General features: G+C 69.1%; 26 protein-coding genes, 1 tRNA gene and 1 pseudogene. 11 read left to right on the top strand and 17 right to left on the bottom strand.

From position 1 onward, the window contains the following. The first annotated feature begins 51 nt into the window (after positions 1-51). The 4 genes from PKE84_RS16270 to PKE84_RS16255 all read left to right on the top strand — a co-directional run bounded on the left by PKE84_RS16270 (position 52) and on the right by PKE84_RS16255 (position 3,817). The gene (locus PKE84_RS16270; RefSeq protein ID WP_271178304.1) at positions 52-2,652 is read left to right on the top strand and encodes a winged helix-turn-helix domain-containing protein; all 2,601 of its coding nucleotides are present in this window, start codon (positions 52-54) and stop codon (positions 2,650-2,652) included. A gap of 96 nt (positions 2,653-2,748) precedes the next feature. Then, on the top strand, positions 2,749-3,204 hold the full coding sequence (locus PKE84_RS16265; protein WP_271178303.1) for a DUF6325 family protein: 456 nt from the start codon (positions 2,749-2,751) through the stop codon (positions 3,202-3,204). A 1-nt stretch (position 3,205) separates the two neighbouring features. After that, positions 3,206-3,361 carry a hypothetical protein gene (locus tag PKE84_RS16260; protein ID WP_271178302.1) on the top strand — a complete coding sequence of 52 codons (156 nt, stop codon included), beginning with the start codon at positions 3,206-3,208 and terminating at the stop codon, positions 3,359-3,361. Between the two features lie 54 nt (positions 3,362-3,415). Beyond that, complete coding sequence (locus PKE84_RS16255; protein ID WP_271178301.1) at positions 3,416-3,817, top strand: DUF7144 family membrane protein; 402 nt, start codon at positions 3,416-3,418, stop codon at positions 3,815-3,817. Positions 3,818-3,867: 50 nt separating this feature from the next. Here PKE84_RS16255 and PKE84_RS16250 read toward each other — a convergent pair whose 3' ends face one another. The 3 genes from PKE84_RS16250 to PKE84_RS16240 all read right to left on the bottom strand — a co-directional run bounded on the left by PKE84_RS16250 (position 3,868) and on the right by PKE84_RS16240 (position 7,014). After that, on the bottom strand, positions 3,868-4,476 hold the full coding sequence (locus PKE84_RS16250; protein ID WP_271178300.1) for an HdeD family acid-resistance protein: 609 nt from the start codon (positions 4,474-4,476) through the stop codon (positions 3,868-3,870). A gap of 288 nt (positions 4,477-4,764) precedes the next feature. Further along, positions 4,765-5,367 (bottom strand): DnaJ family domain-containing protein, encoded by a 603-nt coding sequence (locus PKE84_RS16245; RefSeq protein ID WP_271178299.1) that lies wholly within the window; start codon positions 5,365-5,367, stop codon positions 4,765-4,767. 48 nt (positions 5,368-5,415) lie between these two features. Next, positions 5,416-7,014: an amino acid permease gene (locus PKE84_RS16240; protein WP_271178298.1), complete on the bottom strand. Its 1,599-nt coding sequence runs from the start codon at positions 7,012-7,014 to the stop codon at positions 5,416-5,418. A gap of 151 nt (positions 7,015-7,165) precedes the next feature. On the opposite strand from PKE84_RS16240, the gene PKE84_RS16235 reads away from it, so the two are divergent. The 3 genes from PKE84_RS16235 (at position 7,166) to PKE84_RS16225 (ending at position 10,190) form a co-directional block, all read left to right on the top strand. Beyond that, positions 7,166-7,432 carry a hypothetical protein gene (locus PKE84_RS16235; protein ID WP_271178297.1) on the top strand — a complete coding sequence of 89 codons (267 nt, stop codon included), beginning with the start codon at positions 7,166-7,168 and terminating at the stop codon, positions 7,430-7,432. A gap of 116 nt (positions 7,433-7,548) precedes the next feature. Further along, complete coding sequence (locus PKE84_RS16230) at positions 7,549-9,642, top strand: acyltransferase family protein (protein ID WP_271178296.1); 2,094 nt, start codon at positions 7,549-7,551, stop codon at positions 9,640-9,642. A 182-nt stretch (positions 9,643-9,824) separates the two neighbouring features. Continuing rightward, entirely contained in the window at positions 9,825-10,190 is a 366-nt protein-coding gene (locus PKE84_RS16225; RefSeq protein ID WP_271178295.1) for a VOC family protein, read from the top strand. Positions 10,191-10,214: 24 nt separating this feature from the next. Here the strand turns inward: PKE84_RS16225 and PKE84_RS16220 are convergent, their stop codons facing one another. Together PKE84_RS16220 and PKE84_RS16215 are read right to left on the bottom strand one after the other, a co-directional pair. Continuing rightward, positions 10,215-10,370 (bottom strand): hypothetical protein, encoded by a 156-nt coding sequence (locus PKE84_RS16220; protein WP_271178294.1) that lies wholly within the window; start codon positions 10,368-10,370, stop codon positions 10,215-10,217. Positions 10,371-10,476: 106 nt separating this feature from the next. Further along, positions 10,477-10,737 carry a hypothetical protein gene (locus tag PKE84_RS16215; protein ID WP_271178293.1) on the bottom strand — a complete coding sequence of 87 codons (261 nt, stop codon included), beginning with the start codon at positions 10,735-10,737 and terminating at the stop codon, positions 10,477-10,479. Between the two features lie 192 nt (positions 10,738-10,929). Here PKE84_RS16215 and PKE84_RS16210 point away from each other — a divergent pair, with 192 nt between their 5' ends. Then, on the top strand, positions 10,930-11,382 hold the full coding sequence (locus tag PKE84_RS16210) for a GNAT family N-acetyltransferase (RefSeq protein WP_271178292.1): 453 nt from the start codon (positions 10,930-10,932) through the stop codon (positions 11,380-11,382). A gap of 309 nt (positions 11,383-11,691) precedes the next feature. Next, entirely contained in the window at positions 11,692-11,952 is a 261-nt protein-coding gene (locus tag PKE84_RS16205) for a LysM peptidoglycan-binding domain-containing protein (protein ID WP_271178291.1), read from the top strand. Positions 11,953-12,110: 158 nt separating this feature from the next. Here the strand turns inward: PKE84_RS16205 and PKE84_RS16200 are convergent. The 6 genes from PKE84_RS16200 to PKE84_RS16175 form a co-directional block, all read right to left on the bottom strand. After that, a tRNA-Gln gene (locus PKE84_RS16200) sits at positions 12,111-12,182 on the bottom strand. Positions 12,183-12,239: 57 nt separating this feature from the next. Continuing rightward, positions 12,240-13,184 carry an NAD(P)/FAD-dependent oxidoreductase gene (locus PKE84_RS16195; protein WP_271178290.1) on the bottom strand — a complete coding sequence of 315 codons (945 nt, stop codon included), beginning with the start codon at positions 13,182-13,184 and terminating at the stop codon, positions 12,240-12,242. An 8-nt stretch (positions 13,185-13,192) separates the two neighbouring features. Next, entirely contained in the window at positions 13,193-14,710 is a 1,518-nt protein-coding gene (gltX, locus tag PKE84_RS16190; RefSeq protein WP_271178289.1) for a glutamate--tRNA ligase, read from the bottom strand. 30 nt (positions 14,711-14,740) lie between these two features. Then, on the bottom strand, positions 14,741-15,517 hold the full coding sequence (locus PKE84_RS16185; RefSeq protein ID WP_271178288.1) for a fumarylacetoacetate hydrolase family protein: 777 nt from the start codon (positions 15,515-15,517) through the stop codon (positions 14,741-14,743). A 24-nt stretch (positions 15,518-15,541) separates the two neighbouring features. After that, positions 15,542-16,426: a ketopantoate reductase family protein gene (locus PKE84_RS16180; RefSeq protein ID WP_271178287.1), complete on the bottom strand. Its 885-nt coding sequence runs from the start codon at positions 16,424-16,426 to the stop codon at positions 15,542-15,544. A 15-nt stretch (positions 16,427-16,441) separates the two neighbouring features. Continuing rightward, a complete protein-coding gene (locus PKE84_RS16175; RefSeq protein WP_271178286.1) occupies positions 16,442-17,407 on the bottom strand; it encodes a LysR family transcriptional regulator in 966 nt (321 codons plus the stop codon). An 80-nt stretch (positions 17,408-17,487) separates the two neighbouring features. Between PKE84_RS16175 and PKE84_RS16170 the strand changes: the two genes are divergently transcribed. After that, positions 17,488-18,552: an aminotransferase class V-fold PLP-dependent enzyme gene (locus PKE84_RS16170; RefSeq protein ID WP_271178285.1), complete on the top strand. Its 1,065-nt coding sequence runs from the start codon at positions 17,488-17,490 to the stop codon at positions 18,550-18,552. 107 nt (positions 18,553-18,659) lie between these two features. On the opposite strand, the gene PKE84_RS16165 is transcribed toward PKE84_RS16170, so the two are convergent. From PKE84_RS16165 to PKE84_RS16155, 3 genes and pseudogenes are all read right to left on the bottom strand, one after another. Continuing rightward, positions 18,660-19,793, bottom strand: coding sequence for a branched-chain amino acid aminotransferase (locus PKE84_RS16165; protein ID WP_271178284.1), 1,134 nt, complete (start codon positions 19,791-19,793; stop codon positions 18,660-18,662). A 40-nt stretch (positions 19,794-19,833) separates the two neighbouring features. Then, on the bottom strand, positions 19,834-20,901 hold the full coding sequence (locus PKE84_RS16160) for a 3-isopropylmalate dehydrogenase (protein ID WP_271178283.1): 1,068 nt from the start codon (positions 20,899-20,901) through the stop codon (positions 19,834-19,836). A 67-nt stretch (positions 20,902-20,968) separates the two neighbouring features. Beyond that, positions 20,969-22,500 (bottom strand): annotated as a pseudogene (locus tag PKE84_RS16155) (MFS transporter). A 60-nt stretch (positions 22,501-22,560) separates the two neighbouring features. On the opposite strand from PKE84_RS16155, the gene PKE84_RS16150 reads away from it, so the two are divergent. Further along, positions 22,561-23,112, top strand: coding sequence for a TetR/AcrR family transcriptional regulator (locus tag PKE84_RS16150; RefSeq protein WP_271178282.1), 552 nt, complete (start codon positions 22,561-22,563; stop codon positions 23,110-23,112). Between the two features lie 28 nt (positions 23,113-23,140). On the opposite strand, the gene PKE84_RS16145 is transcribed toward PKE84_RS16150, so the two are convergent. From PKE84_RS16145 to serA, 3 genes are all read right to left on the bottom strand, one after another. Next, positions 23,141-24,361, bottom strand: a complete 1,221-nt coding sequence (locus PKE84_RS16145) for an RNA polymerase sigma factor (RefSeq protein WP_271178281.1) — start codon at positions 24,359-24,361, stop codon at positions 23,141-23,143. 86 nt (positions 24,362-24,447) lie between these two features. Next, entirely contained in the window at positions 24,448-24,813 is a 366-nt protein-coding gene (locus PKE84_RS16140; RefSeq protein WP_271178280.1) for a YciI family protein, read from the bottom strand. A 99-nt stretch (positions 24,814-24,912) separates the two neighbouring features. Beyond that, on the bottom strand, positions 24,913-26,505 hold the full coding sequence (serA, locus tag PKE84_RS16135; RefSeq protein WP_271178279.1) for a phosphoglycerate dehydrogenase: 1,593 nt from the start codon (positions 26,503-26,505) through the stop codon (positions 24,913-24,915). Positions 26,506-26,511: the final 6 nt, after the last annotated feature.

Genomic DNA, 26,511 nt, shown 5'->3' with positions numbered 1-26,511 from the left:
CCGGCGCGGGGGTCTGGTGGTCGGGCGCCTGTGCTGGCACACTGAAACCGGATGGGGACGGGGCATATGGTCACGGGATGGGACGTAGCTGCTGAAGTCGTCGACCGGCCTGCGCTTCGTGATGTGATCGACGGCTCGGCACGGCAGCCGCTGACACTGCTCGTCGCACAAGCCGGCGCCGGCAAGACGGTGCTGCTCTCGCAGTGGGCGCGCCAGCACCCCGAACTGGGTTTCGTCTGGCTCGACATCGATCCCCGCGACAACGAGGCCGCCCACCTGGCGCGCCGTATCGTCGCCCAGCTGGACACCATCTCAGAGGACACCGCGCACCTCGCGCTCCTCGCCGAGTCGGCACGTCGGTCGCTCGGGGCTCCCTTCCTCGACGCTCTCGTCGAGCAGCTGCGCGGCCTCGGCCCCTCCGCCATCGTGTTCGACGACCTGCACCTGCTCTCCAACCGTGCGTTGATCGACGATGTGATGTCGCTGGTCGACCGGCTCCCTGAGCAGGTCAGGCTCATCATCGCCACGCGTGTCGATCTCCCGCTCGGCTGGGTGCGCCGCCGCCTCCGCGGCGACGTCGCGGAGTTGAGGACGGCCGACCTGGCGTTCGATACCGCCGATGCGGCCGCATTGCTCGGGGCGATCGCGGGAAGGCCCATCTCCGAACGCAACGTCGAACTGCTGGTCGCGCGCACCGAAGGATGGGCAGCGGGGCTCCAGCTCGCCGGCCTCACGCTGCGCAATCGAGACGACGATGACGAGTTCGTCGGCCAGTTCGGAGGCACCGACCGTCTCGTCACCGACTATCTCGGCGAGGAGGTGCTCAACGCGCAGTCCGGCGAGCGCCGCACCCGCCTGCTGCTCGCGTCGGCCCTCGACGAGGTCAACGCCGACCTGCTGACCACCATCACCGGCGACGGCGAACTGCGGCCGTTCCTCGAGGACGTGGAGCGGGAATCGCTGTTCCTCGTCCCCCTCGACAGCCGTCGCGAGCGATTCCGCTTCCACCACCTCTTCCGCGACCTGCTCCGCTACCGTCTCCGCGCCGAAGCGCCGGACGTCGAGCGGTCGCTGCTACGGCGCGCGGCGCACTGGCATCTCGAGCGCGACGAGACCGACCGCGCCGTCGAGTACCTGCTGCGCGCGCGGGACTGGGAGGCCGCGCTCGACGTGATCCGCACCCGGGGCGCCGAGATCTACGAGCGCAGCGAGATGCGCGAGGTGATCCGGTGGATCGGGGAACTCCCGCCGCGGATCGTTCCCGAGCGCATCGACATCACCCTTCTGCTCGGGGTGCTGCGATCACTCGAGGGACAGCTTCCGGTCGCCGACGGGCTGCTGAGACAGGTGATCGTGAACCCGCAGGCGACGGCCGGGCAGCGGATGGTCGCCGAGACCATCCTCGCCGCCCGCGCCCAGTGGAGCGCGCATCCGGAGGTCTCGGCAGAGATGGCGCGCCGCGCGATCGCGCACTTGGAAGGGCAGCCCGACGTCACGCCGCCCGACATCCTGGGACTGACCGACCGTGACTCCCTCATGACCCTGGCCCTGCTGTCAGAGGGGAGGTCGTGCTTCCTCGACGGCCGGCCGCAGCAGGCGCGACGCTGGCTCGAGAAGGCGCTCGCCTCGGAAGGCTCGCGCTTCGTGCCGTGGCGCGTCAGCACGCTGGGGTCCCTCGCTCTGATCCACGCCTGGCTCGGGCGCACGACGGCCGCCGAGGAACTCGCCGACGAGGCGATCATCCTCGCCGAGGAGTCGGGCCTCGGCGAGCATCCGACCACCGCCGATGCTCATCTCGCTCGCGCGCTCGACGCTGCCGAACGCGCGGAAACGCATCGGGCGGCGGACGCGCTCCGCGAGGGCATCACGCTGGCGGACTCGAACGGACGCATTCAGCTGCTGTGGATCGGCCATGTCATCCAGGCCAGACTCCAGGAGCTGAACGGTGATGCCGCGGCCACTCCGCCCCTGGCGACACCGCCCGGCCCGCCCCCTGCGCTGGTCCGCGACAGGATGTTCGCCGCGCGCGCCCGTGCCCGTCGCCTCACGAGGGAATCGGACCACGCGACGACCGAGACAGTGGACGGCGGCGACGGGCCGGCCGTGCGGTTCGAACGCGCCGCGACGGCCCTGACCCGTCTGCGTCCGGATGCGGCCCGCCCGATCGTCCTCGCGGCGACCTCCGCCCACGCTCCCGACGCCGTCATCGAGAGCGTCGAGGGCCGCATCCTGCGCGCCTGGCTGGCGGAGCTGGAGGGGCGGACCGCGGCGAGCGAGGCGCACCTGCGCGCGGCCCTCGAACTTGCCTCCGGCGAGCAGCTGATCGATCCCTTTCTCCGTGCTGGGCCGGTCGTGACGAACCTGCTCCGCAGACTCCCCGGACCCCGTGACGCCCACGCTCAACGAATACTCGATTGCGCCAACGATCTCATCGCCGCGCCGAGCACCGCGATCGCCGAGCCGCTCACACAGCGTGAACTGGAGATCCTGGCCCTCCTCCCGACGCGTGCGACCAACACGGAGCTGGCGGAGCGCTTCTTCGTCTCGGTCAACACCATCAAGACGCACACCGTGCACATCTATCGCAAGCTCGATGTGCCCAACCGCAGCGCTGCCATCCTGCGAGCGCGTGAAGTCGGCCTGCTCCCCTGACCGACGTCACCCCATCAGGATGATGACCGCCCGGCGACGGCCGCGGTAGCTTCTGGCACAGGCACGGATGGTGCCCGTTTGCTGAAGGAGACAACCATGACGGACTTACCTGAGACGGCGGCGCCGGTCGACTTCGTGATCGTCGAGTTTCCGGCGGGGGAATCCACCTTCTCCGGCGAGGTGATCGACGAACTCGTCGCCCTGGTCGAGTCGGAGACGATCCGGCTGGTCGACGCGATGGTCCTCATCAAGGACGACGACGGCGAGGTCGAGGCCCTAGAGCTCTCGGACCTCGAGGGGATCGGCCCGCTCGAAGCGATCGCCGCCGACCTCGCCGAGTTCCTCGCAGCAGACGATGTCGCGCATCTGGCGGCGGCGATGGACCCGGGGAGTGTCGCCGGGGTGCTGGTCTACGAGAACCTGTGGGCCGCCCCGTTCGCTGCGGCGGTCAGGCGTGCCGGCGGTCAACTGATCGCCGACGGACGCATCCACAGTCAGGACATCGCCGACGCCCTCGCGGCGGAAGAGGCGCTTGAGGAAGAAGGAGTCTGAGATGTTGCGAGCAGGACGAGTGGGACGCGTCGGCGTGGTGAGGGCGCCGATCGCGAAAGCAGCCGTGGTGACGCGAGCGGTGACGCCGGGGCCGGCGCCGGTCGCCAAGGCGGCCGTGGTCGGCGCGGCCATCACTCCCCGGCGCCGACGGTTCTAGAACCGGCAGCCGTCCAGTCAGAACCGGCAGTCACGCAGTCAGAGAGGAAGAGAAATGAGCACAGTGCAACGAACGGGGTGGGTCGGCTGGGGCCGCTTCGCCGCCGTCATCGTCCTCGTCAACGGGATCTTCGGAGTCCTCCAGGGAATCGTGGCGCTCTTCGCGCCCGACCCCTACTACGTCCTCGCCCGAGGTCACCTGTTCCTCTTCGACGTCTCCGGCTGGGGCTGGTGGACCCTCATCATCGGCATCCTCATGATCCTGACGGGCGCCGCCCTCTTCACGGGGGCGACCTGGGCACGGGTGATCACGATCGTCCTGGTCATCATCGGGGCGATCGGCCAGATGCTGCTGATCCCCGCTCAGCCGTGGTGGGCGTCGATCACCATCGGCATCGACATCCTGATCATCTACGCTCTGACCGCGCACGGTCGCGAGCTGCGCCCCGACGCATAGAACTCACGCAGGGGCGCAGCTCGCGACCGTGCTCAAGCGGTCGGCGCGGCTCAGGCAGCCGGCGTGGCGACTCCGCGGCCGAAGGTGATCGCGCGGATGATCTGGATGATGCCGAGCACGATCAGGCTGATGCCGGCGATGATGAAGAGCACGACGAAGCCCCAGGCCGGCGAGAACAGCAGCACGATACCGGCGACGAGGCTCAGGGCGCCGAAGAAGATCGCCCATCCGCGCGACGGCGCGTCTCCGAGCTGTGCGAGCGTCACCGCGCCCTCCACGATCCAGGCGATGCCGATCAGGATGCCGAAGAACACGGCCAGGAACGCGGTCGTGCCCGCGAGGTTCGAGAAGGCCAGCACGGCCGCGATGATCATCAGAACGCCGAAGATGATGTCGAGCGCCCTGGCACCTCCGCTGAGACCCTTCGCGAAGATGCCGATACCGAGGTAGGCGAGCCCGGCGACGATCAGGTAGATGCCGATCAGCACGGCGAGACCCACGGCGGCGGTCTTGGGCCAGAACGTGATGATGATGCCGATGATCAGGGAGACCGCTCCGCTGATGCCGAGCGCGACCCGCACGCTGTTGATCATCGAGGACGTCATGTCCTTGCCATTGAGCGAGAACGAGGCGAATGCAGACGGTTGAGAAGTGGACATCGTCGATCCTTTCGCTGGATGCTCGGACCTTATCGCTCCGCGGTGCGCCCTGTCCATCGATCGCGTCGCGGGTCGGCATCCGGTGTCGCGCGCCCGATCGGCACCCGTCAATTGTTGACGGTTTTCGTCCCTCGATTTGGGCACACGGAGCCGGGCTGACTAGCGTGGTCAACGACCCGGGGATGCATGGTCTCGACGTGGAAACGACCGGAAAAAACGGATACGTCTCACCCCGACGCGTTCTCGGCGTGCATCCCCTGGGGGTCGAACTCCTCCAGCGCTCCTCCGCTAACGGCGGCGACGCTCACGCAGCGCCCGTCGACGCTCGCGTCTGCTCATGGCGGCGAGCTCGGCATCCTCGCGTTCGCGTGCCTCCGCCAGCTCCCGTCGTCGCGCATCCCGTCGATCGCGTCGTCTGGCCAATTCGTCGCCGATGTCGCGCGTCGGCGTGACGACCGGAGGGCCTCCTTGCAACTGCCGCCGGGCCTCGATCACGCGGCGATTGAAGTCCTCGAGCAGCTCGCGGGCGGCCTGTTCCGACGGCGCGGCGTCGACCTTCGCGTCGAGCTGCGCGTCTTCGGTGCGCAACGTCAGCGCGGGCGGGCCGAGCCCGGTGAGGCGCTCGTTCTCGATCTTCTGCCGGATCCACCAGTTGGGATCGTGCGTGCCCGTGAGGTTCTTCAGCGGCTTGCCCGATCCGGGCAGGTTGTCGAAATCGCCGCGACGGATCGCCTGCGCGATCGTCATCTCGATGATCGCTGCGCGCTGCTCCATCGTCGGCTGCCCGGCCGTCGAGCCCTCGTCGTCGTCCCCCGACTCCTGCGTCAGCCGGTCCACCTGGTAGCGAGCGGCCGCAAGGCGGGAGTCCTTCGGCTCCTTCTTGCCCGTCATGACATCCAGCCTAGATTTCTCTCGCGGATTGGGCCAGTTCGCGCCGCGTTACGCGCTCGGGTCCTGGTCCCGAGGGTTCCGGGGTCCGCCCGGTCCCCGGCCGGAACGTCCGGCGACCGTCGGGAAACTCCCGGTGTAGCCCTGCCGCTCGCGCGCGATCGCGAGGATCTTGTTGCGGCTGGCGTACCAGCCGACGATGAGCGCGGGGATGATGACCACGAGAGAGGCGACGGTGTAAGTCCCCGTCGGGTAGTCGAACGCCATCAGCACCACCACCGCGACCAGGAACGCGAGGGTCAGGTACGACGTGAACGGCGCGCCGAACAGGCGGAACGACGGTCGCTCGATTTTCCCCTGCATGGCCCAGCGCCTCAGCTGCATCTGACAGAGGATGATCATCCCCCAACTCGTCACGATGCCGAGCGATGCGATGTTGACGACGATGTTGAAGGCGTCCTCCGGCACGATCAGATTGAGGAACACGCCGAGCACGCCGATGGCGCCGGTGAGCAGGATGCCGCCGTACGGCACACCTCGGGTGTTCATCCGGCCCGTGAAGCCGGGCGCGGCCCCCGTCTGCGCCATCGAGTGCAGGATGCGTCCGGTCGAGTACATGCCGGCGTTGAGGCTGGACAGCGCGGCGGTCAGCACGACGAAGTTCATGATCGAGCCGACGATCGCGCCGAGCTCCGGCGATCCGAGATGGCTGAAGAACGTGACGAACGGGCTCTCGCTCGCGCTGTACACGTCGGACGGGAGCAGGAGCGCGAGCAGCAGCACCGACCCGCAGTAGAACACCGCGATGCGGAACACCACGCTGTTGATCGCCTTCGGCATGATCTTCTCGGGGTTCTCCGTCTCGCCGGCCGCCGTGCCGACGAGCTCGACCCCGGCATACGCGAACACGACGCCCTGCACGAGCACGATCGCCATGCCGATGGTCGCGACGCCGTGCGGGAGCAGCCAGCCGTTCTGGGCGAGCATCGCGAACCCGGTGACGCCCTGGTCCGTCGGCCAGCCGAACGAGAGCACCACGATTCCGACGAGGAGGAAGGCGACGAGCGCGCTCACCTTGATGAGCGCGAACCAGAACTCCATCTCGCCGAACACCTTCACCGAGATGAGGTTGAGGCTCACGACGACGACGAGCGCGATGAGGGCCAGCAGCCACTGGGGCACCGAGGAGAACGCGCTCCAGTACTTGACGTAGAGGGCGATGGCGGTCGAATCGACGATGGCGGTCATCGCCCAGTTGAGGAAGTACATCCAGCCCGCGACGTAGGCCATCTTCTCGCCGTAGAACTCGCGCGCATACGACACGAACGAACCGGACGACGGACGGTGCAGCACCAGCTCGCCGAGAGCGCGCAGCACCAGGAAGGCGAAGAAGCCGCAGAGCGCGTAGACGAAGACGAGCATCGGTCCGCCCTGTTCCAGGCGGCCTCCCGCACCGAGGAAGAGCCCTGTGCCGATGGCGCCGCCGATGGCGATCATCTGCACCTGTCTGGGCTTGAGGGACTTGTGGTAGCCCTCCTGCTCACTCGAGAAGTCCTGGACCGCCTGGCTCAGATCGCCGACGTGCTCCCGGCTGTTCTCGAGTTCATCGGCCGGATCGTGGGCGCCGTCTCCCGGAGTGCGTGTCGTCATCGTCTCCCCTTTCGCAACGCCGACCGTCACACCCTATCCCCCGTTCGGGCGCCACCCGGACCCACGCGGCGGCGACCGATCCACCACTACGGGGGCTACGCCGGCGCCTTGCCGCGACCATAGCCTGAGTGCGAGAAGAGGAGAGCCGCCCGTGACCACCACCGCACCCGAACTCCAGCTGACCTTGGAGGCGGGCACCCGCATCGATCTGTTCCGTCACGGCTCGGCTCAGGCTCACGGCATCCCGGACATCAGCGCCGTACTCGGCTACATCTCGAACCGGGGCTGGGGTGACGTCGAACTGACCGTCGACGACCTGTTCACGGGCGACCACTCCCCCATCGGCATGTTCGTGCGGGTCGTCAACGCGGCGGGCGCCCGCCGCACGGTGCCGCTGAAGGTCACCGCGCTCGGCTGATCCGGGGCTCGGCTCCGCCTGCGGGCTTAAGCGTCGCGCGCGCCTTGGGCCCCTGTATTGGGGGGTAGACCGATCGGGACGGGCTACCGCTATCGTCTGAACGTGAGGAACGCTCAGTGAATCGGGGGGACGCGGCGTCGGCCGCGCCGACGGCGACAGCGCTTCCCATTCCCACGGAGCCTGCGCACACGCCACCACCGGGTGCGCCGACGCCGCAGCGCCTCGCCCACATCGACGGCCTGCGTGCCATCGCGGTCGCGGCCGTGGTCCTGTACCACTACGGCATCCCCGGCATCCAGAACGGCTTCCTCGGTGTTGACGTGTTCTTCGTGATCAGCGGCTACGTCATCAGCCGATCGCTGACGACGGCGCACGCGAAGAGCCAGGGCCGCCTGAGGAGCTGGCTCTTCGAGTTCTACGGCAGGCGGGTGTGGCGGATCGCGCCGGCGCTTCTCGTCATGATCGGGATCGTCGGCGTCCTGTTCGCGTTGTTCGAGCCGCGAGGCTATGCGTCCGCACCGATTCTCTGGACATCCATCGGCGCTTCGGTCGGGGTGGCGAACCTGGTGCTGCTCGGAAGCGAGCAGGGCGACTACTTCGGAGCGACCACGGCGTTCAATCCGTTCCTGCACACCTGGTCGCTCGGTGTGGAGGAGCAGTTCTACCTGATCTTCCCGCTGCTGCTGTGGCTGCTGCTCAGCGCCGGCACGGTCGTCGCACGCCGACGCGCCCGCCTGCCCGTCATCGTGCTCGCCCTCCTGTCGCTCGGTCTCGCCGTGTGGTTCTGGCGGACGAATCCGAGTGCGTCGTTCTACCTGCTGCCCACGCGGTTCTGGGAGCTCGCGGCCGGCGCGCTCGCGTTCCAGGCCGCGCGCTGGGTGGACACCCGCATGCGCGGCAACGCGCTCCGCCTCGTCGTCAGCTGGGTCGCGCTGGCGGCCATCGTGGCGTCGATGGTGGGAGTGGGCGGCGCGGACAGTCCGTTCCCGGCGGCCCTGCTCCCCGTAGCGGCGACCGTGCTCGTGATCTGGTTCGCACCCGTCGAGCGTGCGGGATGGGGCGCCCCCGGGCGCTGGCTGCGCGCGACGCCGGTCACCTGGCTCGGACGCGTCTCGTATTCGCTCTACCTCTGGCACTGGCCGGTGATCGTCATCGGGCTGTGGGTGTTCGGATCGCGTGGCCCGATCGGCATCCTGGTCGCGATCGTGGCGGCGGTCGGTCTCGCAGCGCTGTCGTACTACGGCGTCGAACGCCCCATCCTCCGCAGTCGCGTGGCGCACGCCCCGTTGAGGCGCTCCCACTGGCTCCTCGGGGGGACCGCCATCGCCCTGACCCTCTCCATCGTCGTGGTCATCGGATGGCAGCACGACAGATTCTCGCGAGCATCGCCGATCTCGCTCTCGGTGACGACGCAATCCGGCTGGGCGAACGACCGGATGCCGAACCAGCCCGAGCAGACGGCGAACGACATCGCCGGCGCGCCGCGACTGCTCAACATCGGGGATTCGCACGCGGGCGCCTACACGGCGATGGTGACGGCGGCGGCGAAGAATCGCGGCCTCTCCCTCACCATCGCAAGCCATTCGGGATGCGGCTTCACGCTCCTCGCACCCGTCCCGACGGACGGCAGCTGCGCGACGGCGTGGGAGGCGATCGACTCGGCCCGATCCGGTGACGTGGCCGTGTTCATCGGACTCCGCGTCCCGCGCATCGCCGACGCCGGCGAGCTGGAGCCCGAATATGTTGCCGACAGCCCCGTGAACGTGGCATCGCGTGGCGCGGCCATCGCCCAGTTCCAGCCCATCGCCCGGGCGTTGACCGCTCGAGGTGTGAAGGTCGTAGTGAACAGTCCGGAGCCGCTGTTCGGCCGGGCCCCGTATCTGTGCGAGGACTGGTGGTTCGCGGCGAACTCAGGATGCGCGTTCCCGAGCACGATGGAGCGCTCGGCTGAAGTGCGGCGCGCCGGCCTCGCCAGGGACAGCATCGACGCCGTTGTGGCCGCCAACCCCGCCGTGACCGTGTGGAACGTCTTCGACGCGCTCTGCCCGCCGTCGAACAGCACCTGCAGCCAGCACGACGCCGACGGACACGCGCTGTTCGTCGACACCGATCATGTCTCGGGCTGGGGAAACGCGGCGGCCCTGCCCAGCTTCGAAGCCGCGCTCGACAGCGCACTCGGGCCGGAGAACAGTCTCCGGGCAGAGGAGTGACCAGCCACCCCCGTAGCCGGTCACTCGTCGCCGTCCGGTCCCAAACCAGCACGGCGACTCATCGAGGGCTCTGACAATGCATGCCCCCGGAAGATCCATACTGTCGTCCGGCCGGTGGATTCTCAACGTGCATCCGGTGAACAATCGGTGTCATCGCGCGGCCGTTGTGGCATCGTGTGGACGTGACGACGACAACGAGGGTGTTGAGTGTGACCGTTCCGGTGCCCGATCAGGACCGGGCTCTGGAGTTCTACCGCGACGTGCTGGGCTGCGAGGTGCGCTACGACGGCGAGCCGTGGCCGGGCGCCCGCATGGTCGAGGTCGTGCCGCCGGGATCGTCGGTCGGAATCGTCCTCCTTCCGGCCGACAGCGAGATCCCGGTCGCGCTGCGCCTGGGAACGGATGATGCGCAGGCCGCGTTCGACCGCGTGAAGGAAGCAGGAAGCACCCTGCACAACGACGCGCCGATCTCGCTGGGCGGGGGCACGCCGATGTTCTTCTTCGACGACCCGTTCGGAAACGGGCTCGTGTACATCCAGGAGGGCTGACCGGCTCGGCGTCTGCCCGCCGATCTACGGGTTCCCGTTCTCGCGAACGCTGCTGCCGGAGCGTGCTTCGAGCGCATCGGCCATTCGCTCGACTGCCGCCGCGATGCGTCTCAGATACGCCAACATGCTGATGCCGGCCAGTACCACCAGAACAATTGCTGCCATCACGAGCCAGTCCATAGCTCAACACCCTATCGAGGGCTCGTCAGCGCAGGTGCAGCAGCCAGCTGCGGAGCCGACGCTCTCGAACCTGCATCGGCGCTCCTGGATCATTCTGGATGAAGCCTCACCCTGCGGACGAGGCCAGGGGCGGTGTCAGCAGAACGGCGACGACAAGCACCACGGCCGTCGTGATGGCCAGTCCGACGAGAAGCACGAGCCATACCCGCTGCTTCGCCGCTCGAGCAGCGAACCCGGCGCCGATCGCAGCGCCGCCCAGGACGATGAAGGACACGACTGCCCAGAACCGCACCTTCCAGATGGTCTCGCCAGCGTTCAGCTCGGAGATGCTGTCCGGGTACGGCCCCGGCCAGCCGTAACGGAGCACATGCTGCCACTCCCCGTAAGCAGATGCCGCGGGTACGACCAGGAGGACGGCGGCAGCGATGAAGACATAGCGGCCCCATGGGCGCGGTTACGTTCCGTGTTCGAGGGTCCCCCGACCTCATCCATTCTCGGGCTGGGCGTCAGCCTGGCTGAAACGCGCCGGCAGTACGCCCTGCGCATCAGGCTGGATACGATGACAACCATGTCCGGCCCGATCACCGTCTATGTCGCCGACTCCCTCTCAGGCGAGGACCTCGCAGCCATCGAGCGGCTACTTCCGCAGCTCTCATCGACGGCGACCTTCGACCGGGCTCGCATCGAGTCGATGATCGACCACGACGGCACTGATCTCATCATCGCCCGCGAGGGTGACCGAGTTGTCGGCATGGCGACGCTCGCGTCGTTCCCTCTGCCGACCGGGGTTCGCGGTCATCTCGACGACGTCGTCGTGGACCAGGAACTCCGCGGCCACGGCATCGCTCGACTTCTACTCGAGGCAGTGATCGAACTCGCCCGTGAGAGAGGGCTGCGTACGCTCGACCTCACTTCGCGACCGAGTCGCGAGTCCGCCATCCGGCTCTACGAGTCGGTGGGCTTCGAGCGGCGCGACTCGATGCTGATGCGATTCGCGGGCGCGCTGGCGTAGCCCGCCCTACACTGGCGTCGTCAACGATTGGGGGGGGTCATGTCACGGCGGCTTGTTGCAACGGCGCTGGCCGGTGCGCTTCTGTTGACGGCGACAGGCTGCACCGCGACTGCTCACATCCCACTGTTAGCCCAGCCGGCAAAGCATGCCCCGACGCCGATCCCCGCGGCATCCTCGTCGCCGACAAGCACTCCCTCGTCTGCGCCGACCGCCACCACCTGTCACGGGTGGGGTTTCTGGGCGAAGGACGACTACAGCGCGGCTCAGCAGCCCGTCGACTGCGGACCCATCACGTACGCGACCGGCGCGGTGAAGCTCAACAGCAAGGGTGAGCCGGCCGCCTACGTCGTGGCGCCAGGAGACATCTGGGAGTTCATCGCCAAGCGCTTCGACGTCGGAACGGCGTACCTGACCTCGATCAACGCGGTTCGGCGAGATTCACCCATGCTCGTGTACGTCGGCGACACCGTGAACTTGGACCCGGCAACCATCACCACTGTCGGCGACCAGAACGGCGTCGTCTTCCACCATGAAGACCGCCTTCCGAATCCGCATGTCACTCAGCACTGAGAGACATGACGGCACCGGCAGATTATCGCGTCTCCCCGACTGGGCCGCACCGTCGATCGTCTCTTACATCGCGGCACGGACCCACGGGTCGGCGTTGATGCGTATCCGGGCAACAAAAAAGCCCGGATGACCGGGCTTTTCGCTACTGGATGCTACTGCTGGGGTACCTGGACTCGAACCAAGAACAACTGAACCAGAATCAGCCGTGTTGCCAATTACACCATACCCCACTGCGCCGATCCGGAGAGCGGCACCGAGAGTCAACTTTAGCCTACGCAGACCCTCAACTACAAAACGGGCGCGTCGAGCCCGACGCTCAGGCCGATCAGGTCGCGGTTGACGGCCGCCGCCACGACGGCGCCGGCTCCCGCGGCCACGATCAGCTGCTGCGGACCGGGCGGCGTCGTCTCTCCCACGGCGTACACGCCGGGCACCGACGTGCGGCCCTGCGCGTCCGTCAGCAGATAGCCGTCGTCGTCGCTGTCGAGGTCGAGGCCCTCCACGAAACGCAGTGCGGGCGTCCACACCGGTCGTACGAAGCCGCCTTCGCGTTCGATGACGGTGCCGTCGGTGAGCCGCACGCCGGTCAGCACGCCGCGCTCCCCCGTCAGGTCGTCGATCGGGCGCCGCTCCACCCGCACACCGAGACGTGCGAGCGTGCGTTCGTCGTCGTCGGCGATCACGCCGACTCCGTTTGTGAAGACGATCAGATCGTCGGACCATTGCGTGAGCAGCAGGGCACGCTCGGCGAGATCGTCGGTCTCCCCGATCAACGCGAGCGGAGCATCCGCCTTCTCGAACGCGTCGCACTCGATGCAGCTGTGCAGCTGGGTGCCGTAGTAGGCCCGGATGCTCGGAAGCGCCGGCATGGTCTCGGTGACGCCGGTCGCGACCACGACGGCCTGAGCGACCACGTCGATGTCTGCCGCACCCCGCACGCCGGACGCGACCACGCGGAATCCGGAGCCCGACAGCTCGACAGAGCGCACCTCGGCGAAGACGACCTCGCCGTTGTCGTAGCTCTCGACGTCTTCGCGTCCGAGCCTGCGCAGCTCGAGCGGCGGAACACCGTCGCGGGTGAGGAAGCCCTTGGCGAGCAGCGTTGCCGCATGCCGGGGCCGGTTGCTGTCGACGACGAGAACCCGCCGGCGCGCCCGTACCAGGTTGAGGGCGGCGGAGAGCCCAGCAGGACCACCGCCGATGACGACGACCTCGTACGACTCGCTGCTCATGCCCGTGCCTATCCGAGCGAGGCCGAGAGCGCGTCGAGTCGGGCCACCGACTCCGCCTTGCCGAGGATCTCCATGGACTCGAAGAGCGGAGGCGACACGCGCCGTCCCGAGATCGCGACGCGCAGCGGACCGAAGGCGACCCGCGGCTTGAGCCCCATCGTCTCGATCAGCATCGTGCGCAGCGCAGCTTCGATGGCGTCGTGGGTCCACTCGGCCTCGGGGATCTCCTGCAGCGCGCCGAGCGAAGCCGCGAGGATCTCCCCCGCGTTGGCCGGAAGGGATGCGCGGGCGTCGTCCTCGACCACGAGGGACGCCGAGTCGGTGAACAGGAAGCCGAGCATCCCCGGCGTCTCGGAGAGCAGCTGCACGCGCTCCTGCACCAGCGGCGCGGCCTCGGCGAGCACCGCGCGCTGGGCGTCCGTGAGCGGCTCGCTCAGCACGCCCGCAGCGACCAGGTACGGGATGGTGCGCTCGGCGAAGTCCGCGACGTCGAGCATCCGGATGTGGTCGCCGTTGATCGACTCGGCCTTCTTGTGGTCGAAGCGGGCCGGGTTCGGGTTCACGTCGACCACGTCGAACGCCGCGACCATCTCGTCGATGCTGAACACGTCGCGGTCGTGCGTGAGCGACCAGCCGAGCAGTGCCAGGTAGTTGACCAGGCCCTCGGGGATGAAGCCGCGCTCGCGGTGGTGGAACAGGTTCGACTCGGGGTCGCGCTTGGACAGCTTCTTGTTGCCCTCGCCCATCACGTACGGAAGGTGACCGAAGCGCGGCACGAAGGTCGTGATGCCCGCGTCGATGAGCGCGTGGTACAGCGCGATCTGACGCGGGGTCGACGACAGCAGGTCCTCGCCGCGCAGCACATGGGTGACGCCCATCAGCGCGTCGTCGACCGGGTTCACGAACGGGTACAGCGGATGCCCGTTCGGGCGCACCACGACGAAGTCGCTGAACGACCCGGCCGGGAAGGTGATCTCGCCGCGCACCAGGTCGTCGAAGCTGAGGTCGGCGTCGGGCACGCGCAGGCGCAGCGCGGGCTCGCGGCCCTCGGCGCGGTAGGCGGCCTTCTGCTCGTCGGTGAGGTCGCGCTCGAAGTTGTCGTAGCCGAGCTTCGGGTCGCGACCGAGCGATACGTTGCGGGCCTCGATCTCCTCGCCGGTGGCGAAGCTCTCGTAGATGTGCCCGGACGCCTTGAGCTTCTCGACGACCTCGCGGTAGATGTCGTAGCGCTGCGACTGCCGGTAGGGGCCGTTCGGGCCGCCGGCGTTGACGCCCTCGTCCCAGTCGAGACGCAGCCAGGTCAGCGCGTCGATGATCTGGTCGTAGCTCTCCTCGCTGTCGCGAGCCGCGTCGGTGTCCTCGATGCGGAAGATGAGCTTGCCGCCGGTGTGCCGGGCGTACGCCCAGTTGAAGAGGGCCGTGCGGATCAGACCGACGTGCGGCGTTCCGGTCGGCGACGGGCAGAACCGGACGCGGACGTCCGATCCGGTGGCAGTGGAGAAGGGGTGCGCAGTGGAGTCAGACATGTCCGTACGATTCTATCGGCGGCGCTTCGGCTACCGCGCCGGTACGGCCGCGCGCACCGGGTTCACCAGCGAGCCGACGCCCTCGACCTCGACCTCGACCGTGTCGCCGGCGACGATCGGGCCGACGCCGGCCGGCGTGCCCGTGAGGATCACGTCGCCCGGCAGCAGGGTGAAGACGCTCGACGCATACGCGACGATCGACGGGATGTCGTGCACCATGTCGCTGAGCTTCGCCTCCTGCTTCAGCTCGCCGTTGACCCGCGTGCGGATCGCCGCCTCCGGGTCGAGCTCGGTCTCGATCACAGGCCCGAGCGGGCAGAAGGTGTCGAACCCTTTGGCGCGGGTCCACTGGCCGTCGGTCTTCTGCAGGTCGCGGGCGGTCACGTCGTTGGCGACGGTGTAGCCGAAGATGTAGTCGGCGGCATCCTCCGCCTTCACGTTCTTCGCGATCGTGCCGATCACCACGGCGAGTTCGCCCTCGAAGTCGACCTGCGACGACTGCGGCGGCAGCACGATCGCGTCGCCGAGCCCGATCACCGCTGTGTTCGGCTTGAGGAACAGCAGGGGCTCCGCCGGCGCCTCCCCGCCCATCTCGGCGGCATGATCGCGGTAGTTCTTGCCGACCGCCACGACCTTCGAACGCGGGATGACCGGGGCGAGGAGCGCGGCCACCTTGCCGAGCGGAACGCGCTCGCCCGTGGTGTCGAAGCCGGCGAACATCGGGTCGCCTGCGAGAACGACGAGGGCATCCTCGTCGACGATTCCGTAACTGATGGCGCCATCATGGCTGAAGCGTGCGATTTTCACGCTTCCGAGCCTAGTGCGGCAGCCCTACCGCGGGAGCGTTCCGCCCACCGCGGAGACGATCGTCTCGATCGCGGGCGTGGGCACGCCGTTCGTCTCACCGATCCGGATCAGGGCGCCGCCGATCGCGTCGAGTTCGTTCGGGTTGCCTGCTGCGAGGTCCTCCTGCAGCGACGTGCGCATCCCGGCCGGCACCGATCGCACGACGACCGCGACCTCGCCGGCGGTCGCCGGGACCCCCGCCGCGGTCGAGCAGGCTGCGACCTCGGCCAGAACGGCTTCCGTCAGCTCCGGATCGGTGGACAGCGCGACGCCGACCGGCTCGCGCCAATACGAGGTCAGGAGCGCCATCGAGGCCAGCAGGCGGAACTTCGCCCACAGCACCTCCGCCTCCGTGCCGCCGATGCGAACGCTCGCGCCCGCATCCGCCAGGGCACGCACCGTCGCGAACCCGTCGCCCGACTCTGGCACCTCGATGCGCGTGAACGGGCTGCGGTGGTCGATCACCGTGGCCGACGCGCGCAGCGCCGAGACGGCGATGGATGCGCCGACGACGGGGACGCCGGGCAGCGCCTCGCGCAGCGTCGCCATGTGCTCGACGCCGTTGAGCAGCGACAGCACCTCGGAGGGCTGCGCTGCGGCGAGCGAGGGCAGCACGTCGGCCAGGCCGTAGGTCTTGGTCGCGACGATCACCGCGGCGCCGTGCGGGATCCCGGTGCTCGCGGGGACCTGTTCGACCCCGTTCCCGAACGCCTCGCTCCGCACCTCGATCCCGTTCGCCCGGATGGCGGCGACGGTGCGATCGCGGCCGACGGCGACCACCTGCTCCCCCGCTCGATGCAGCAGCCAGGCGAGCAGGCCGCCGACGGCTCCGGGGCCGACGACGGCGATGACGGGACGCGGATCACTCATGCTCACAGCCTAGGTTCAGACGTCGGCCAGCGACCACTCGGCGCCGTCGAGCGCCAGCAGCGCCGAGGCGACGGTGGCGATCGCGGGCACCTGGTCCGACCCGGCGGCGCCGACCAGGTTGATGGTGCGGTGATCGTGGTTGACCGTCGGCCTGATCACGACGCCGTCGTTGCGTGCGGCCGCTCCGAGGGCGAGCGACGGGATGAGCGCCACACCCACCCCCTCGGCGACCATGCTCACGACGGCCACGAAGTTGTCGGTCTCGTAGGCGATCCGCGGCACGAAGTCGCGCGCATCGGTGAGCTCGAGCAGATGGCCCCGGCAGCGCGGGCAGCCGGCGATCCAGGGCTCGGCCTCGAGGTCCGCGAGATCGATTTCGGGGGCATCCGCCAGTCGATGGCCGGCGGGGAGCACCAGCAGCATCTCGTCGCGCCAGACCGGGATGACCGCGAGCCCGCGTGCGCTCTCGCGGTGCGGATCGACCCGGTCGCCCGGATAGCTGAAGGTGATCGCGAGGTCGGCCGTCTGCCCGCGGACGGCCGCCACCGCCTCCGGCGGCTCGGCTTCCGCGTAGGTGATGCGCACACCCGGATGCGCCGCGCCCATCGTGCCCAGGAGCCGCGGCACGAGCGTCGACGACGCGGACGGGAAGGCGGCGAGCCGCACGCGCCCCGACCGCAGCCCCTGCAGGTCGGCGAGCTCGCCGGCGGCCGCATCGAGCGCGGTCGTCACGGTGCTCGCGTGCCGGGCGAGAACGCGACCGGCCTCGGTGAGCCGCACGCCGCGGCCGACACGCGTGACGACGGGCATGCCGAGGCGAGCCTCGAGGCGTTTGAGGTGCTGGCTGATGGCGGGCTGGCTGTAGCCGAGGGCCACGGCCGCGCGCGTGATCGACCCGTGGTCGGCCACGGCGCGCACCACGCGCAGAGCGTTCGAGTCGAGATCGAGGCGCGAGAGTCCGGATGCCGTATCGATGGTCATACGCAAGCATAACCGTGACTTATGAAAGTGATTCAATACTGGCTGTGGTCGAATGTGTGAGCATCCGTCACGATGAAGGAATGACCACGACGATGACCACGCCGAGCCTCGCCGAGGCACGCGGCCACTTCCTGGTCACCGACGGCTACCTGGCCGCGTGCACGCAGGGACTGCCCCTGCGCGAGACGCTCGCCGCCTCCCGCGCGGAACTCGACCTCTGGGAGTCCGGCGGAGCGACTCCGGCCCACTACGGTGCGGCCGTCGATGTCGCGCGGGACGCCTACGCGCGCCTCGTCGGCGTCGACGCCCGGCACGTCGCCATCGGATCGCAGGTGTCGGTTCTCGCCAGTCTCGTGGCCTGCTCCGTGCCCGACGGCGCCGAGGTCGTCTGCGTCGACGGCGACTTCAGCTCGATGATCGCACCGTTCGCCGCGCAGGCCGATCGCGGGGTCACCGTCGTACACGCTCCGCTCGCGCGGCTCGCCGAGGCCATCGGCCCCCGCACCTGGCTGGTCGCCTTCTCACTGGTGCAGTCGGCCACCGGTGCCATCGCCGACGCGGATGCGGTGCTCGCCTCGGCCGCCCGGCACGGCGCCCGCACGTTCGCCGACCTCACCCAGGCCGCCGGTTGGCTCCCCGTCGACGCCGGCCGCTTCGACCTCACCGTCTGCCACGCGTACAAATGGCTGTGCGCGCCGCGCGGGTCGGCGTTCCTCACGGTGAACGACCGGATGCTCTCCGAACTGCGCCCCGTGCAGGCCGGCTGGTTCGCGGGCGACGACCCGTGGAGCTCCTGCTACGGACCGGTGAGCGAACTCGCCCACGACGCCCGGCGCTTCGACGTCTCCCCCGCCTGGCCCGTGTGGCCGGGCACGGCGGCCGCGCTCGAGTTCTTCGCAGAACTGGACATCACCGAGGTGCACCGGTACGTCACCGGCCTCGGCGACGAGTTGAGCCACCGGCTCGGCATCCCGGCGCTCGGCCAGCCGATCGTGACCTGGCCGGACCCCGAGGGCTGCGACCTGGCCGCCCTCACGGCGGCGGGCATCCGGGCATCCGGTCGTGCGGGCCGTGCCCGCGTGGCCTTCCACCTCTGGAACACCTCAGCCGACGTCGACCGCGTCGCGGCCGCTCTGCGTCCCTGACGGCCCCAGAACCCAGACCCCCAGCGTTGAGGGGCGGCTAACGCACCCAAAACGGAAGTCTTGGATGCGTTAGCCGCCCCTCAACGGAGCTGGGCTGGGTCGACGGGCTAGGCGTCGAGGCGGGTGAGCCAGTTGTGACGGTCGGGCACGCGGCCGTACTGGATGTCGGTGAGCTCCTGGCGCAGCGACATGGTCAGCTCTCCGGCGGGAGCCGTGATGTCGCCCACCGTGAAGGTGTCCGACTTGAGCTCGCCGATCGGCGTGATCACGGCCGCCGTGCCGCAGGCGAACACCTCGACGATGTCGCCCGACTCCACGCCGACCCGCCACTCGTCGATGGTCACCTTGCGCTGCTCCACCTTGTGGCCGCGGTCACGGGCGAGCTGCAGCACCGATTCGAGCGTGATGCCCTCAAGGATGCTGTCCGACTCCGGCGTGACGATCGTGCCGTCTTTGTAGACCAGCACCACGTTCATCCCGCCGAGCTCCTCGAGGTACTTGCCCTCGACCGAGTCGAGGAACAGCACCTGGGCGCAGCCGTGCTCGGCCGCCTCCGACTGCGGCAGCAGGCTCGACGCGTAGTTGCCACCCGTCTTGGCCGCACCCGTCCCGCCCTTGCCTGCACGCGAGTAGCGGTCGGAGAGCCAGATCGAGACCGGGGCGATGCCGCCGTGGAAGTAGGCGCCCGCCGGGCTGGCGATCAGGTAGTACGCGACCTTATTGGCCGGTCGCACACCCAGGAAGGCCTCCTTGGCGAACATGAACGGACGCAGGTAGAGGCTGGTCTCCGGCGCAGACGGCACCCAGGCGCCGTCGTACTTGATGAGCTGCTTGAGCGAGTCGAGGAAGTACTCCACCGGCAGTTCGGGGAGCGCCAGGCGGTAGGCCGAGCGCTGCATGCGCGCCGCATTCGCCTCGGGACGGAAGGTCCAGATGGAGCCGTCTTCGTGGCGGTAGGCCTTCAGGCCTTCGAAGATCTCCTGGGCGTAGTGCAGCACCGCGGCCGACGGCTCGAGCTGGATGGGCCCGTACGGCGAGACGCGCGGCCGGTGCCAGCCACCCTTGGCCGACCAGCACAGGTCGACCATGTGGTCGGTGAAGTAGTTGCCGAAGCCGGGATCGGCGAGGATCTCCTCGCGTTCGGCGTCACTGCGCGCCGCGTCGTTGCGCGTCACGGCGAACTGGAGGCCGCTGGTCTCGGTGGGACCGTCGGTGAGGGTGATGCTGGTGGAAGCGTTCATGAGAGTCCTTTGCACTGCGTTCGTCAAAAGCAGAGTTGATCTAATTCTGCGCCACACCGGCCGCGATCGCGTCGCCGATCTCGGCGGTGCGACGGGCGGCGGCTGCGCTGTCTGCTGCTCGGGTGGCGAGGTCGGCGGTCACCGCGGCTTCGACGCGCTCCGCGAGCTCCGGTGCTCCGAGATGACGGAGCAGGAGGGCCACGGAGAGGATCGCGGCGGTGGGGTCGGCCTTCTGCTGGCCTGCGATGTCGGGGGCCGATCCGTGAACCGGCTCGAACATGCTGGGGAAATCGCCTGCGGGGTTGATGTTGCCCGAGGCCGCCAGTCCGATGCCGCCGCTGATCGCGGCCGCGAGATCGGTGAGGATGTCGCCGAAGAGGTTGTCTGTGACGATCACATCGAATCTAGCAGGATTCGTGACGAGGAAGATCGTGGCGGCGTCCACGTGCAGGTAGTCGACCGCGACATCCGGATGCTCGGCCGCGACGGCGTCCACGATCCGCTTCCAGAGACCCCCGGCGAACGTGAGCACGTTGGTCTTGTGCACCAGCGTCAGCTTCTTGCGCCGTGACTCGGCCTGCTCGAAGGCGTAGCGCACGACACGCTCGACCCCGTACGCCGTGTTCACCGAGACCTCGTTGGCGATCTCATGCGGGGTGCCCTGCCGGATGGCACCGCCGTTGCCGACGTACGGACCCTCCGTGCCCTCGCGGACGACGACGAAGTCGACATCGCCGGGGTTCGCGAGCGGGCTCGCGATGCCGGGGAACAGCGTCGTCGGACGCAGATTGACGTAGTGGTCGAGCGAGAACCGCAGCTTCAGTAGCAGACCGCGCTCGATGTTCGCGTTCGCGAGGCGCGGGTCGCCCGGCACTCCCCCGACCGCACCGAGCAGGATGGCGTCGTGCTCGGCGATCGACGCGAGGTCCGCATCCGTGAGCACGTCCCCGGTCTCGAGGTAGCGGGCGGCTCCGAGTGAGAACGGCGTCTTCTCGAAGGCGAGGTCGCTGCCGGCCGTCACCGCGTCGAGCACCTTGACCGCCTCGGCGACCACCTCCGGCCCGATTCCGTCTCCGGGGATGACGGCGAGTCTGATCGTCTGCGGCATGGCACTCCTGCGGTCTCGTGAGGGTTCTACAGCAACCCTACCGGCGAGCGCATCCAGGCCGCCGCCGTCAGCCACGCACCTTGCGCAGCGACACCATCGCGAGAATAGCGGCCGCCACCATCAGCACCGCACCGATGCCGGCCGTGAGCGCGACGCCGGAATCGAACGCGTGCCTGGCGGACTCGAGCAGCCTCTCGCCAGGTCGGACGGGAGCTGCGCCGCGACCGTGGTCGCACCGCCGAGCGTCTCGCGAGCAGCGTGCGCCTGCGCGCCGGAGAGACCGTCGGGTAGGACGACCGCCGAGCGGTACGACGCGGTCAGGATGGTGCCGAGCGTCGCGGTTCCGAGCACGGCCCCCAGCTCGTACGCCGTCTCCGACACCGCGGACGCGGCTCCGGCCTTGTCGGCCGGCGCGCTCGAGATGATCATCTCGTTCGAGACGGTCTCGGCCGCGCCGATCCCCGCACCGAGCAGCACGAACGAGATCAGCAACGTCGACGCGGGGGCATCGCCGCCGACGAGCGCGATCAGTCCGTAGCCGCACGCCGAGATCAGCAGGCCGATCGGGATGACGATGCTCGGCCGCACACGCCGCGCGATCGGCACGACCACCAGACCGGAGACGATCATGGTCGCCAGCCCCGGCAGCAGCACCAGCCCCGACTCGATCGGGCTGAGGCCGATCACCAGCTGCAGGTGCTGCGAGACGAAGAACAGGAACCCGACGAGTGACACGACGCTCAGCAGGTTGATGAGCACCGCACCGCTGAACGACGCGCGGCGGAACAGCCGCATGTCGAGCATCGGGATGGGCCGCGCGAGCTGCCGTCGCACGAACAGCACCGCAGCGGTGACGCCGATCGCGATCGCGAGCACGCCGACCACCGAGAAGCCTTCGCTCGCCAGCGATTTGATGCCGTAGACGACCGGCGCCATCGCGGCGAGGGAGAGCAGGATGCTGACCGGGTCGATGGGACCGGGATTCGGGTCGCGCGACTCCGGGATGAGCAGCGGGGTGAGCACGAGCAGCGGGATGAGCACCGGCACGGCCAGCAGGAACACGGAGCCCCACCAGAAGTGCTCGATGAGCAGGCCGCCGACGATCGGGCCGAGCGCCGAGCCCGCCGCGAATCCGGATGCCCAGATCGCGATCGCGAGCCGTCGCTGGTCGCGGTCGGTGAAGACGCTCCGCAGCAGCGAGAGGGTCGACGGCATGAGCATCGCACCGAAGAAGCCCAGGCTGGCTCGGGCGGCGATCAGCAGCTCGGTGGTGGGCGCGAACGCCGCGGCGATGGACACCGCGGCGAATCCCGTCGCACCGATCATCAGCAGGCGCCGGCGGCCGATGCGGTCGCCGAGGCTGCCCATCGAGACGAGCAGCCCGGCCAGAACGAGCGGATATGCGTCGATGATCCAGAGCATGCCGGTGCCGCTCGGCTCCAGCGCCTGCGAGATCGACGGCAGGGCGAAGCTGAGGACCGTGTTGTCGATCGAGACGAGCAGTACGGGGAGCATCAGGACCACGAGCGCCAGCCACCCACGGGCGCCGGCGCGCGCGGGCGTGACGACGGAGGGTGCAGTGGTGGGCAGCGTGGACATGACCACTACTGTACCGGCTGGACGGTACAGTTGCAACGCCGTAACGGCTAGCATGTGGTCATGCCCCCGTCGTCCCCCGCCCGCGACCGCATCCTCGACGCCTTCGAAGAGCTGCTCACCGAGCAGAGCGAGCGCGCCGCCACCCTCGACGCCGTCGCCGCCAGGGCGGGCGTCTCGAAGGGCGGTCTGCTCTATCACTTCGCGTCGAAAGACGCTCTCGTCGAGGGCGTGCTCGAGCGTCTCCGGTCGCTCGTCGCCGACGACCTCGAACGGATGCGCACGGCGCCCGCCGGTCCCGTCGACTACTTCGTGCGCAGCTCGGTGTCGTGGCAGAGCGCGCTCGACCGCACGGTGATCGCCGCGGCCCGACTCGCGCAGGGCGCCGACGCCAACGCCCGCGAGACGCTCCAGCAGATGCAGCAGGGCTGGCTGGGCATCCTGGAGTCAGCGGTCGCCGATCCGATCGCTGCCAAGGCGATCATGCTCATCGGCGACGGCATCTACTACAACTCGGCGCTCCTGCCCTCGACCACGGCCGTGGTGAAGGACGAGGCGGACATGGACCGGCTCATCGCACTGGTGCAGGAGCTCGCCGGCGGCTCATCCCGCTAGCGCGCTCAGCCCGCTGGCGCCGGGCCCGCTAACGGCCGAGCCCGGCCACACGCGTCTCCAGGAACCGCCGGGCGCGCGCGTTCGGCTCCAGCTCGATCGCACGGCGGTACGCCCTCCTCGCCGTCGCGTGATCGCCGGCCAATCGCGCGAGGTCTCCGCGCGCCGCGTACCCCTGCGGAGCGAGGACACTGTCGAAGAACAGAGGTTCGGCATCCAGCTCCGCGAGCGCGGCCTCCGGTCCGACATCCGGGCTGTAGCCGCGCGCGACGATGCGCCCGAGGCGCGCCGACGGCGACGGCCACTCCTCGACCAGCCGGTCGTAGAGCCGGGCGATCGAGGGCCAGTCGGTGTCGGCCCAGGTGGGCGCGATCGCGTGGAGCCCGGCGATGCCCGCCTGCAGCGCGAAACGCCCGCGGCCGGCCAGCGCGCTCGTCGCGAGCCGCTCCCCCTCGATCATCATCGCGACGTTCCATCCGCCGCGGTCGGCCTCGGACAGGGTGACGAACTCGCCGCCCGGCGTGAGCCTCGTCGACTGGCGCGCTTCGGTGAGCAGCAGCAGCGCGAGCAGCCCGGCCGCCTCGGCATCGCCCGACCGGATGCGGTGCGCATCCCTCGCGAGCACGATGGCATCGGCGCGCACCCGGTCGTCGGGTGCCGCATGGCCGACGGTGAAGAGCAAGTAGATGGTCGTGAGCGCATCCGGAAAGCGCGCCGTGACATCCGCCTCGTCGTCGATCGCGAACCGGATGCTCGAATCGTGGATGCGCTTCTTGGCCCGCGTCAGGCGCGCGGCCATCGTCGCCTCCTGCACGAGGAAGACCGCGGCGACGTCACGCGTCGGCACCCCGCAGACGAAGCGGAGCGCGAGCGCGACCCTCGCCTCCTCGCTCACCTCGGGGTGGCAGAGGAGCAGGATCAGCTCGAGCCGCTCGTCACCGGTGAAGGTGGTCTCGGTGTTCTCGGGCATGGGCATATCCGCCGTTCGGCGCGCCTCGGCGGCGAGAGCCGGCAGGGCGCGCGTCGTCGTGCGTTCCTTGCGGACCGTGTCGACCGCGATCCGTCTGGCCACCGTGGTGATCCAGGCGGCCGGGTTGTCGGGCGCGCGGCCGGCGGTCTCCAGCTCGATGGCGCGCGCGAAAGCCTCCTGCACGGCGTCCTCCGCCGTGAGCAGGTCGCCGGTGTACCGGGCGACGGCACCCAGGATGCGCGGGGCGTCGTCGCGGAACGCCTGCTCGATCCCGGTGGCCACAGCTCATTCAACCGTGACGGGCGGCGCGGGCACAATCGCCCGCGGCGCCGGTCAGGGCACGGACGCCGTGACCACCGGGTCGACGATCAGCGCACCGAGTCGAGCACGAGCACCGGGAACAGCTCGAGCCAACCCTCCGTCGGGATCATGGACGCGAGCTCGCGCGCCTGATCCGGGCTGGAGGCGGTGAAGCTGTAGAACCCGGTGACGACCTCGCGGGTCTCGCCGAACGGACCGTCGGTGAGCACCGGCTTCCCACCCGCCTGCGGGGTGATCTTCGTCGCGGCCGAGATGGGCTGCAGAGCGGCGCTGGCGGTGATCTTCTCGCCGGCCAGCGCGACCGCCTCCTGGAACGCCGCATGCCCTGCCATCGCTGCCTGCCAGTCCTCCGCCGAGATCTCGTCGGGGTTCCAGTTGGGCTCGCGGATGAGGATCACGTATTCGTCGGACATGATGTCTCCCTACGTCGTGCGCTTGCGCGCTTCTGATGTGAACACCAGTACGACGCAAGCCTGCCGCAGAAATCGACAGCGCAGTCGAAAAAAGATCCGCTACGACTCGGTGATGTCGATCTCCTGCATGAGATCGGCGTCGATCGCGACGCGCACCTTCTCGAGCAGGCCCTCGGGGATGCGCGAGTCGACGGTGAGCACGCTCAGCGCCTTGCCTCCGGCCGAGGTGCGGGCGATCTGCATGCCGGCGATGTTGATCTCCGCCTCGCCGAACTCCTGGCCGTAGACCGCGACGATGCCCGGGCGGTCGTCGTACACCATGACGATCAGGTGCTCGGCGATCGGGACCTCGACGTCGTAGCCGTTGATCTCGACGATCTTCTCGATCTGCTTCGTACCGGTCAGCGTGCCGGAGACCGACACCTGCGAGCCGTCGCTGAGCGCGCCGCGCAGGGTGATGAGGTTGCGGTACTCCTCGCTGACCGAGTCGGTGATGAGTCGCACCTCGATGCCGCGCTGTTCGGCGAGCAGGGGCGCGTTGACGTACGAGACGGTCTCGCTGACCACCTTGGTGAAGATGCCCTTGAGCGCGGCCAGCTTCAGCACGCTCACGTCGTAGTCGACGAGCTCGCCGCGCACCTCGACGTCGACGCTGGTCAGCGGGCTGTGCGCGAGGCCGGAGAAGACCTGGCCGAGCTTCTCGACGAGCGGGATGCCGGGACGCACGTACGGGTCGATGACGCCGCCGGCGACGTTGACCGCGTCGGGCACCAGTTCGCCCGACAGCGCGAGGCGCACCGACTTGGCGACCGAGACACCCGCCTTCTCCTGGGCCTCGTCGGTCGACGCACCGAGGTGCGGGGTGACGACGACGTTCTCGAGCGCGAGCAGCGGGGAGTCCGTCGGGGGCTCGCTGACGAAGACGTCGAGACCGGCGCCGGCGATCGAGTGGGTCGAGAGCGCGCGGTAGAGGGCGTCCTCGTCGATCAGTCCGCCGCGGGCGACGTTCACGATGAACGCGGTCGGCTTCATCAGCGCGAGCTGGTCGTCGCTGATCATGCCCGTGGTCTCGGGGGTCTTCGGCATGTGGATGGTGATGAAGTCGGCCTCGGCGAGCAGTTCGTCGAGCGTCACCAGCTGCACACCGAGCTGCTGGGCGCGGGCCGAGGTGACGTAGGGGTCGTACGCGACGACCTTGGTGCCGAACGCCTGCAGACGCGCGGTGATGAGGGCGCCGATGCGGCCGAGGCCGATGATCCCGACGGTCTTCTCGTAGAGTTCGACGCCGGTGTACTTCGAGCGCTTCCACTGTCCCTGCGCGAGCGCGCTGTGGGCCGCCGGGATGTGACGGGCGAGGCTCAGGATGTGACCGACGGTGAGCTCGGCGGCCGAGATGATGTTGGAGGTGGGCGCGTTGACCACCATGACGCCGGCGGTGGTGGCCGCCTTGATGTCGACGTTGTCGAGCCCGACGCCGGCACGCGCGACGACGCGCAGCTTCGGCGCGGCGGCGATGACCTCCTCGTCGACCTTCGTGGCGGAGCGCACCAGGATCGCGTCCGCGTCCGTGACCGCGGACAGGAGCGCCGGGCGGTCGGTTCCGTCGACCGAGCGGATCTCGAAGTCCGGCCCGAGGGCGTCGACGGTAGCGGGCGAAAGTTCTTCGGCGATCAGCACGACCGGCTTTGTCACGTGGCA

The sequence above is a fragment of the Leifsonia poae genome (genome assembly GCF_027921845.1).
In the GTDB taxonomy this organism is placed as follows: domain Bacteria; phylum Actinomycetota; class Actinomycetes; order Actinomycetales; family Microbacteriaceae; genus Leifsonia; species Leifsonia poae.
This window is presented reverse-complemented; position numbering and strand designations above follow the sequence as displayed.